The sequence below is a fragment of the Streptomyces sp. M41 genome (assembly GCF_043673425.1).
Classification (GTDB): Bacteria; Actinomycetota; Actinomycetes; order Streptomycetales; family Streptomycetaceae; genus Streptomyces.
This window is the reverse complement of sequence record NZ_JBIMKE010000021.1, coordinates 141,720-150,378: the sequence shown is the minus strand read 5'-3', so window position 1 is coordinate 150,378 and position 8,659 is coordinate 141,720. Positions and strand designations below refer to the sequence as shown.

Here is an 8,659-nt window from a genome sequence, read left to right as displayed (position 1 = left end):
CAGGGCGGGCCGCGCGGCGTCAGGTGCGTGCTCTCGGCGTGCCGGGCGCGGACCCTCGTACTGGTTGTACGTGGGTCCGCGCCCGGTGCGGCGAGAGTGCGTGCATGGCGTCGCACGGCAGGCGGGAATTTGACGACAGGGCCTAGGTCGTGTCCGCAAAGTCCCGCCTGCTCCGCGGTGTTCGGCGCCGCCCTGGTCACCATGGTCTGCGCGCTCGTTCTCGCAGCGCTGCTCCCGGTGACCGCCGCGCATGCCGCCGACCGCACCGTGCGGGGCGGACGGCTCGACTGGGGCGTCAAGTCCTCCTTCCAGAGCTATGTCACCGGGCCCATCGCCAAGGGCAGTTACTCCCTGACCGCCGGCGCCGCGACCGTGGGCAGCGGCAGCTTCCGCTTCCACTCGGCGACGGGGACCTACGACGGTGACTCGGGCGCCTTCCGCGCCTCCTTCTCCGGCGGCGTCCACTTCGTCGGCCACCGGACGCAGGGCGGCGCCCACCAGCTCGACCTCACCATCAGCCGCCCCACCGTCCGCATCTCCGGCTCCACCGGCACCCTGTACGTGGACGTCACCAGCAAGGCGAAGGGCACCGGGGCGGTCACGACGTCCCGTCAGGTGCCCTTCGCCTCCCTCTCCCTCGGCGGGATCGACATGCGGGGCGGCGGCAGCGCGGTCGTCCTGAACCGGCTGCCCGCCACGCTCACCGCACAGGGAGCGAAGTCCTTCGCCGGGTACTACACGGCCGGCACCGCGCTCGACCCGGTGAGCCTCTCGGCGGACGTGCGGGCAGCGGCGACCGCCGCCGAGCCCACGCCGTCGGCCGAGTCCGAGGCCGCCAAGTCACCGGCTGAGAAGGAGACTTCGGGCGCGCGCGGCAGGCTCACCGACGGCGCCGTCGACTGGGGGGTGCGCCGCACCTTCCGGGAGTACGTCACCGGTGCCATCGCCGAGGGCGAGTGGACCCTGTCGTCCGCCGCCCAGGACGGCGGCGCCCTCTTCCGCTTCCCCGGCGGGAAGGGGACGTTCGCGGACGGCGAGCTCGAAGCCGACTTCGACGGCGCGGTGCGCTTCACCGGCGGGCACGGGCTCGATCTGCGGCTCGACGGCGTCCGCGCCACCGTCGAGGACGGCAGGGGAACCCTGTACGCGGATGTGGCGAGCCCCGGATTCACCCGCGAGAAGGTCCCGTTGGTCACCTTCACGGCGAAGGGGCTGAAGCCGAAGGACGGCCTCGTACGGGTCACCGAGGCGCCCGCGAAGCTCACCGCCGACGGGCGCAAGGCGTTCGGCGGAATGTATCCGGCGGGCACCCGGATGGACCCGGTGTCCCTGGCCGTCGCCCTGACGAAGGACGCCGCCCTGCCCGCCCTGCCCGACCTGGGCAGCACCCCGACGCCGAGCGCGACGCCGGAGAAACCGTCCCCGCAGGCCGACCCCGAGCCCGTCGCGAGCACGTCCGACGACGCCGGCGTCCCCGCCCTGCCCCTCGTCCTCGTGGCCGTCGCCCTGCTGCTTGCGGCCACCTTCTGGGCGGTCGTCCTCCGCCGGCGCCGCGGCGCCCGCGCGACGGCCGACGCCCCCCGGGAAGACTGACCACCACCATCAGGAGAACCGCAATGTCCCCCAGCATCGCCCGCAGAAGACCCCTCGTGCTCGCCGCCGCCGTGGCCACCGCCGGCGCCCTGGGCGCCGACGCGGAGATCACCGCCGACGTGACCCGGAACGGCACCACGGCACAGGACGTGCCCCTGGCCGATGTGACGGTCACCCGTGCCATGAAGGACATGGAGACCAAGCTGACCAAGGAGGCGGCGGAGGTCTTCGGCAGCGCGAGCTACGAGGGGGCGGCCGGGGATCCGCTGACGGTGGTGCAGAAGACATCGCCGGGCACGCCGAGTTCGTCGTCCTCCCCGTCCGCTTCGGCGTCGGCGTCGTCGCCCGGCAGCCAGTCGCCGTCGGCGTCCGCCTCGCAGTCGGCCTCCGCGTCCGCTTCCGCCTCCACGTCCGCCTCCGCGTCGGCTTCGCAGAACCCGTCCCCGTCGTCCTCGCCGTCCGGGGGCACGACCCCGTCCACCTCCGCCGCTCCGGCCGCGGGGGACATCGCCGACGGCACCCTGGGCTGGGGCGTGAAGGAGTCGTTCCGTTCGTATGTCGTGGGTGCTGTCGCCAAGGGCACGATCACCGCGTCCGGCGGCGCCGGCCAGTCCTCCGGCAACGGGGCCTTCACCTTCGTCGACGCGACCGGCACCTATGACACGGATGCCGGCGAGCTCTCCGCCGCCTTCCGGGGCGCGGTCAACTTCAAGGGCCACAAGGAGAACGGCGAGTACGGCCTCGACCTCACCCTGTCCGACCTCAGGCCGACCCTCGACGGCGGCACCGGCGAGCTGACGGCCGACGTGACCAGCCTGGGCGAGAAGAGCGAGGACGTGGTCCTGGCCGACCTCGAGGCGGCGAAGTCGGGCCTGACGGCGACGGACGACGTCATCACCCTGAACGACATCGAGGCCACCCTCACCGATTCCGGCGCGAAGGCGTTCGGCGGCTTCTACACCGCCGGCACGGCACTCGACCCGGTGGACCTGTCCGTCGCGCTGACCGCGGACGCTCAACTGCCGGGCGGCGACGGCTCCGGCTCCTCGGGCGGCTCGGCCGGCGGTTCCGGCGGGTCGGCGGGCGGTTCGACCGGCGGCGTCACGGGCGGTGTCACGGGCGGGGCGGGCTCGACGACCGGTGGCGTGACGGGCGGCCTGGCCAGCACCGGCTCCGCTGTGCCGGTCGCCGCGCTGGGGACGGCCGCCGCGGTGACGGCCGCCGCGGGCGCGGGCGTGGTGTTCGCGATGCGAAGGCGCCGCACACAGGCGTAAGCCTGTCCCCATGCATCTGCCCCCATGCACCTGTCCCCGTGAACCTGTCCCCGTGAACCCGTCCCCATGAAACTGGTCCCATGAACAAGGGGCACAGGGAACTCCTCGGGCCGGGGCGGCTGGTACTGAACGTACGAAGCCGCTCCGGCCCGTCGGCATTGCGGTTCGAGACGGCGGAAGGCGGCCGGCTGCTGCTGCGACAGGGGGAGCGGCCCGTGCTGCTGGGGCGCGCGGAGGGCGACGGCTGCTGTCGCGACCTCGCCCTGCACCGTCTCGACGACTACCGCTCGCCCCTGCCACCCGTGCGCTGCGCGGAGACGCGCGGGCGGACCGACTGGACGCACCGGTACGCGCGGCTCCTCGAGGAGGCGGCCGACGGCCCACTGCACGAGGGCCGCTGGCGTCTGACCCGGCGCTCCGTCTTCGCGCCGGGCATCTGGACGCAGGACTTCGTCGACGGCTGGCCGGGCGGCAGCCTGGAGCTGTACTGCGGGGGCGGCTGGCACGGTGTGCTGCCCCTGCGCCGCCTCTCCCCGTCCGACGCCCCTCGGGTCAAGGCCCACCGCAAGCGGGTGCGGGACGGCACGGCGGCACCCGTACTGCTGTGGTGGGTCACGTTCCTCGACGGCTGGCTGATCCTCGACGGCCACGACCGGGCCGTCGCGGCCCTGGCGGAAGGGGCCGTGCCGGAGTGCGTGGAGCTGGCGCGGGTGGGCGACGAGGAGCACTGGCGGCGCGAGGCCGACGCACTGACCGGCGCACACGAGCAGCGCATGGAGTGACTGGCCGACCGCGCGCCCCAACCGGACCTCACGCATCAACGGGCCGCCCTGGAACGGGGCTGGGCTGACGCGATCGCCGGGCTGCCGTACGACGAGGCACCCACCCGCACCTGGCCCCTTCCGGGTGGTGCCTGCGCCTGGGACGACCTCGCGGCCCGTGCGATGTTTCAATGCAGTGGTGACTGACTACGACGTCCTGCGCGTCTTCTGCGGACCCAGGGGCGGATACGGCAACGAACTCGGCGTCGTCCGCGACGGATCGGTGCTGCCGGAGCAAAGCGAGCGGCAGGAGCTCGCCGGGAAGCTCGGGTTCAGCGAGACCGTGTTCGTCGACGACCCGGAGCGCGGTGTCATCGACATCTACACGCCGACCCTGCGCCTGCCCTTCGCCGGTCACCCCTGCGTCGGTGCGGCCTGGCTGCTGGACGTGCCCGAACTGGTCACGCCGGCCGGGGTGGTGGGCGCGCGGCTGGACGGGGAGTTCACCTGGATCGAGGCGCGTGCGCAGTGGGCTCCGCCGCACACCCTGCGGCAGTACAGGACGGCCGCCGAGGTCGACGCGCTGGACGTGCCGCCCCCGGGTGAGCGAAGCGAGACGGGGGCCGCCGCCCCGGACGAGGTCATGGGGAGCTTGTACGCCTGGGCCTGGGAGGACGAGGCGGCCGGACGCGTGCGGGCCCGCGGCTTTCCGGGTCGCGGCGACGGCATCGACGAGGACGAGGCGACCGGCGCGGCGGCCCTGCTGCTCACCGACCGCCTGGGCCGTGCCCTGAACATCACACAGGGAGCCGGCTCGCAGATCCTCACGGCACCGCAGCCCGGCGGCTGGGTGGAGATCGGCGGCCGCGTCGTCCTGGAGCGCTGAGCGCCCCGCCCCGTCCGCGCCCCCACGCCCTCGGCACCCGGCACCCGGCACCCGGTCTCAGGCGCTCAGCGGAAACTCCTCGCCCAGCGCCCGGAAGACGGCGGTGTTCAGCGCGAACGCCCTCTTGCACTCGGCCACGACCCGCTGCTTCTCCAGGTCGTCCACCCGCACCGCGTCCAGCAGCTCGCGATAACCCCGCTTGAACGCGGCCGGGTTGGAGATCTCCTCGAAGACATAGAACCGGACCCCGTCGCCCTTCTTGGCGAAGCCCCACGTCCGCTCCGCCTTGTCGCGGATGATCTGGCCGCCGGAGAGGTCGCCCAGGTAGCGGGTGTAGTGATGCGCGATGTAGCCGGCCGGCCACTCGCGGGCGCACCGCGCCACCCGGTCCGCGTACTCCTGCGTCGCCGGCAGGGCTGACAGCCCCGCCCGCCAGCGCGGGCCCCGCAGATGCGCCAGGTCCCGCTCCAGCGAGGCCAGCCGGAACAGCTCAGGCTGGACGAAGGGGCCGGCCACCGGGTCGGACGCCAGCCGTCCGGCGCCGCTCTCCAGCGCCTCGTACACGAACCACAGCTGCTCGGTGTAGCGGGCGTAGGCATCCACGCCCAGCCTGCCGCCGAGCAGGTCGCTCATGAACGTCGAGGTCTCCGCTTCCACATGCTGCTCGTGGGACGCGGTGCGGATGACTGTCGAGAAGGAGTCCATGGCAGTATTTTCTGAGGTTAGGCTTACCTAAGTCAATAGGTTTGCCGACGCTGTGTCGGTAAAAGGGTACAGAGAAAACCCGCCCTCCGCAGAGGACGGGTTCAAGGAAGTACCGGCCGGTTCAGGGCAGCGTCAGAATCTCCGCGCCCGTCTCCGTCACCACCAGCGTGTGCTCGAACTGCGCGGTGCGCCTGCGGTCCTTCGTGACGACCGTCCAGCCGTCGTCCCACATGTCGTACTCGTGCGTCCCGAGCGTCAGCATCGGCTCGATCGTGAAGGTCATGCCCGGCTGGATGACCGTCGTCGCGTGCGGGCTGTCGTAGTGCGGGATGATCAGGCCCGAGTGGAACGACGAGTTGATCCCGTGGCCGGTGAAGTCCCGCACCACCCCGTAGCCGAAGCGCTTGGCGTACGACTCGATGACGCGGCCGATGATGTTGATCTGGCGGCCCGGCTTGACCGCCTTGATCGCGCGGTTGAGGGACTCGCGGGTGCGCTCGACGAGCAGACGGCTCTCCTCGTCCACGTCACCGACGAGATAGGTCGCGTTGTTGTCGCCGTGCACCCCGCCGATGTACGCCGTGACATCGAGATTGACGATGTCGCCGTCGCGCAGCACCGTGGAGTCCGGGATGCCGTGGCAGATCACCTCGTTGACGCTGGTGCACAGGGACTTGGGGAAACCGCGGTAGCCGAGCGTCGACGGGTAGGCGCCGTGGTCGCACATGTACTCGTGCGCCACCTTGTCCAGCTCGTCCGTCGTGACGCCCGGCGCGATCAGCTTCGCCGCCTCGGCCATCGCCCGCGCGGCGATACGCCCGGCGACCCGCATCGCCTCGACGGTCTCCGGGGTCTGCACCTCCGGCCCCGTGTACGGCGTAGGCGCGGGCCTGCCGACGTACTCGGGACGGCGGATGTTGCCGGGTACGGAACGGGTGGGGGACAGCTCCCCTGGTACGAGCAGTGACTGGCCAGACATGCCAGCGAGTCTAACCAGCGACCATGGGGGAACATGTCGGTGGCGAGAGGAGCCGCTCATGGCCTTGTTCAAGAAACGCACGGTCGGCAAGCCGGGCGAGTGGTACTACTGCCTGGTCCACAAGAAGGTCGAGGAAGGGCCGGAATGCCCGGCCAAGGATCGCTTCGGGCCCTACACGAGCCGCGAGGAGGCCCAGCACGCGATGGACCTCGCCCGGGAGCGCAACCTCGAGTGGGAGAACGACCCCAAGTGGCACGACGCCCCGGCGGGCCGGGCGGAAGACGACTGATCGACCTCGGCGGGCGCGCCGACGGCCGCTCTCCGCGATCAGCTCACTGTGATCGGCGCTCTGTGATCAGCGCTCTGATCAGCTTTCCGCGGGCGCGGGCATCGGTGCCGGTGCGGTTGCCGCCGATGCCGATGCCGATGCCGATGCCGTCGCCGCCGCCCGCTGCGCCCGCAGCCGTACCGCGTGCTCGTTCGTGCGGGCGTCGTACGACATCAGCTTCGGCAGGCACAGCGCCAGCAGCCCCACCGCGCCCACACACAGCACCCCGCCCGACCAGACGGCCGTCCGCACCCCTTGCCAGGCGGCGACGCCGCCCACATAGGTCTGGCCGAGCTGCGGGCCCGCCGAGTACGACAGCAGCTCGATCCCGGCGAGCCGGCCGCGCAGCTCGTCCGGGATCGTCTGGTTCCACATCACCCCGCGGAAGACGCCGCTGACCATGTCGGCCGCCCCGCCGAGCAGCAGGAAGAGCAGCACCAGCCAGACGTTGCCGGCGACTCCGGCAGCCGCGATCGCCGTGCCCCACAGCACGGCCGCGAGGACGACCATCCGCCCGTGCCGGTGCACCCGCGAGGTCCAGCCGCTGGTCAGGCTCACCAGCATCGCCCCGGCCGGCATGGCCGCATACATCAGGCCGAGCGCCCAGGGGGCGTCCAACTCGTCCGCGAGGAAGGGCAGTACGGCGAGCGGCATCGCGAAGAGCATCGCCGCGATGTCGATGATGTACGTGCCGAGGAGCTCCTTGCGGCTCCATGCGTAGCGGGCGCCCTCGGCGATGGCCTTGAGGGACGGTTTCGCGGCGACGTGGGACGCGGGGGAGGAGGCGATGCCGAGCGCGAGCGCGACGGAGGCGACGAAGGTCACCAGATCCGCGCCGTACGCCCAGCCGAGCCCGGCGTACGCGACGACCACACCGGCCAGGGCCGGGCCCGCGACAGCGCCCGCCTGCCAGCGCAGCGCGTTCAGCGAGGCGGCGGCGGGCAGGTGCTGGTGCGCCACGATCCGGGGCCACAGGGAGTCGAGGGCGGGCCGCTGCACCGAGACCAGGGCGGAGGACAGCGCGGCGACGACGTACAGCAGCCAGACGGCGGGGTCCGCCAGCAGCGCGTTGACCAGCAGCGCCGCACTCAGCACGGCCTGTCCCACCTCCGTCCACAGGATCAGCTTCCGCTTGTCGAGGGCGTCGGCGAGCGCGCCCCCGTACAGCCCGAACACGATCAGCGGCACCAGCTGCACCGCCCCGATCGCCCCCACCGCCGCCGCGGACCCGGTGAGCTCCTTGATCTGCACGGGCAGCGCGACGAAGGTCAGAAAGCTGCCGAAGGTCGAGATCAGCCCCGCCCACCACAACCTCCGGAAGTCGGCGGAGGCCCGCCAGGGGGCCAGGTCGGGGAGTACGGCACGGAGCCGGGAGGCCAGGGAGGATCCGTCGGAGCCGGGCGGTGCGGTGGGGGAGTCGTCGGTCACGAGGGGCCATGCTCCGGGCGGGTCGGTGCCCGGGGCAAGCGTTTTTCCGGCGGCCGGCCGCCGGTCACCAGCGGGCGGGCGGCGGTGCGGTCAGGGACTCCGCGAGCCGTGCCAGACGGTCCCGGAAGCGACGGCGGCCCCTCGGCGACGGCAGTGCGTTCTCCCCGGCCGCCGCGCTCACCAGGTGCTGCACGGTGTCCAGGTCCAGCTCCGAGGCCGCCGGCACGACAAGCGTCTCGTGCGCCATGGTGGTCAGCTCACCGTCCGCGGCCCCGAGCGCCAGCACCGTCGCCCCGGCCCGCCGCACGTCGTGCACCCGCTCCAGGAGCGGGGCCCCCGCCTCCCCCGGTGACACCACCAGCAGGGTCTCGCCGCGCCGCGCCGCCGTCAGCCGCCCGAGGCCGACCGCCAGATGCGCCGGATCGGAGGCGCGCGGGTCATGGCGTACGAGGGTCGGCACCAGCTCCGGCGTGCCCGACCACGCGGCCTCGTCCACCAGATGGGCCGCCAGATGCCAGGGCTCGTACTCCGGCGTGCCGACCAGCAGCAGCCCGCCGCCGTGCGACACCGCCGAGGTCCGCAGCGCCCCCGCGAAGCGACGGGTGGCCCCCAGCCACTCGGTCCCGGCGAGCACTTCACGCAGCAACGCGACCCGTACGGCGTCCATGGGCCCGCATCCTGCCGCAACCGGGCACTCGTGACCCT

9 protein-coding genes are annotated in these 8,659 nt (G+C 72.7%); 5 read left to right on the top strand and 4 right to left on the bottom strand.

Features of this window, described 5'->3' with window-relative positions; translation table 11 throughout:
* The first annotated feature begins 201 nt into the window (after positions 1-201).
* The 4 genes from ACHBTE_RS24475 to ACHBTE_RS24460 all read left to right on the top strand — a co-directional run bounded on the left by ACHBTE_RS24475 (position 202) and on the right by ACHBTE_RS24460 (position 4,514).
* Positions 202-1,593, top strand: coding sequence for an HtaA domain-containing protein (locus tag ACHBTE_RS24475; RefSeq protein ID WP_394726212.1), 1,392 nt, complete (start codon positions 202-204; stop codon positions 1,591-1,593).
* A gap of 23 nt (positions 1,594-1,616) precedes the next feature.
* Positions 1,617-2,867, top strand: a complete 1,251-nt coding sequence (locus ACHBTE_RS24470) for an HtaA domain-containing protein (protein WP_394726207.1) — start codon at positions 1,617-1,619, stop codon at positions 2,865-2,867.
* Between the two features lie 80 nt (positions 2,868-2,947).
* The gene (locus tag ACHBTE_RS24465; RefSeq protein ID WP_394726206.1) at positions 2,948-3,649 is read left to right on the top strand and encodes a hypothetical protein; all 702 of its coding nucleotides are present in this window, start codon (positions 2,948-2,950) and stop codon (positions 3,647-3,649) included.
* Positions 3,650-3,827: 178 nt separating this feature from the next.
* Complete coding sequence (locus ACHBTE_RS24460; protein WP_394726205.1) at positions 3,828-4,514, top strand: PhzF family phenazine biosynthesis protein; 687 nt, start codon at positions 3,828-3,830, stop codon at positions 4,512-4,514.
* Positions 4,515-4,571: 57 nt separating this feature from the next.
* Here the strand turns inward: ACHBTE_RS24460 and ACHBTE_RS24455 are convergent, their stop codons facing one another.
* A complete protein-coding gene (locus ACHBTE_RS24455; protein WP_394726204.1) occupies positions 4,572-5,219 on the bottom strand; it encodes a heme oxygenase (biliverdin-producing) in 648 nt (215 codons plus the stop codon).
* 121 nt (positions 5,220-5,340) lie between these two features.
* Positions 5,341-6,198 (bottom strand): type I methionyl aminopeptidase, encoded by an 858-nt coding sequence (gene map / locus ACHBTE_RS24450; RefSeq protein ID WP_394726203.1) that lies wholly within the window; start codon positions 6,196-6,198, stop codon positions 5,341-5,343.
* A gap of 58 nt (positions 6,199-6,256) precedes the next feature.
* Here map and ACHBTE_RS24445 point away from each other — a divergent pair, with 58 nt between their 5' ends.
* Positions 6,257-6,487 carry a hypothetical protein gene (locus ACHBTE_RS24445; RefSeq protein ID WP_394726202.1) on the top strand — a complete coding sequence of 77 codons (231 nt, stop codon included), beginning with the start codon at positions 6,257-6,259 and terminating at the stop codon, positions 6,485-6,487.
* A gap of 78 nt (positions 6,488-6,565) precedes the next feature.
* Here the strand turns inward: ACHBTE_RS24445 and ACHBTE_RS24440 are convergent, their stop codons facing one another.
* Both ACHBTE_RS24440 and ACHBTE_RS24435 read right to left on the bottom strand, forming a co-directional pair.
* The gene (locus ACHBTE_RS24440; protein WP_394726201.1) at positions 6,566-7,954 is read right to left on the bottom strand and encodes an MFS transporter; all 1,389 of its coding nucleotides are present in this window, start codon (positions 7,952-7,954) and stop codon (positions 6,566-6,568) included.
* A gap of 64 nt (positions 7,955-8,018) precedes the next feature.
* Complete coding sequence (locus tag ACHBTE_RS24435; RefSeq protein WP_394726200.1) at positions 8,019-8,621, bottom strand: hypothetical protein; 603 nt, start codon at positions 8,619-8,621, stop codon at positions 8,019-8,021.
* Positions 8,622-8,659 lie beyond the last annotated feature (38 nt).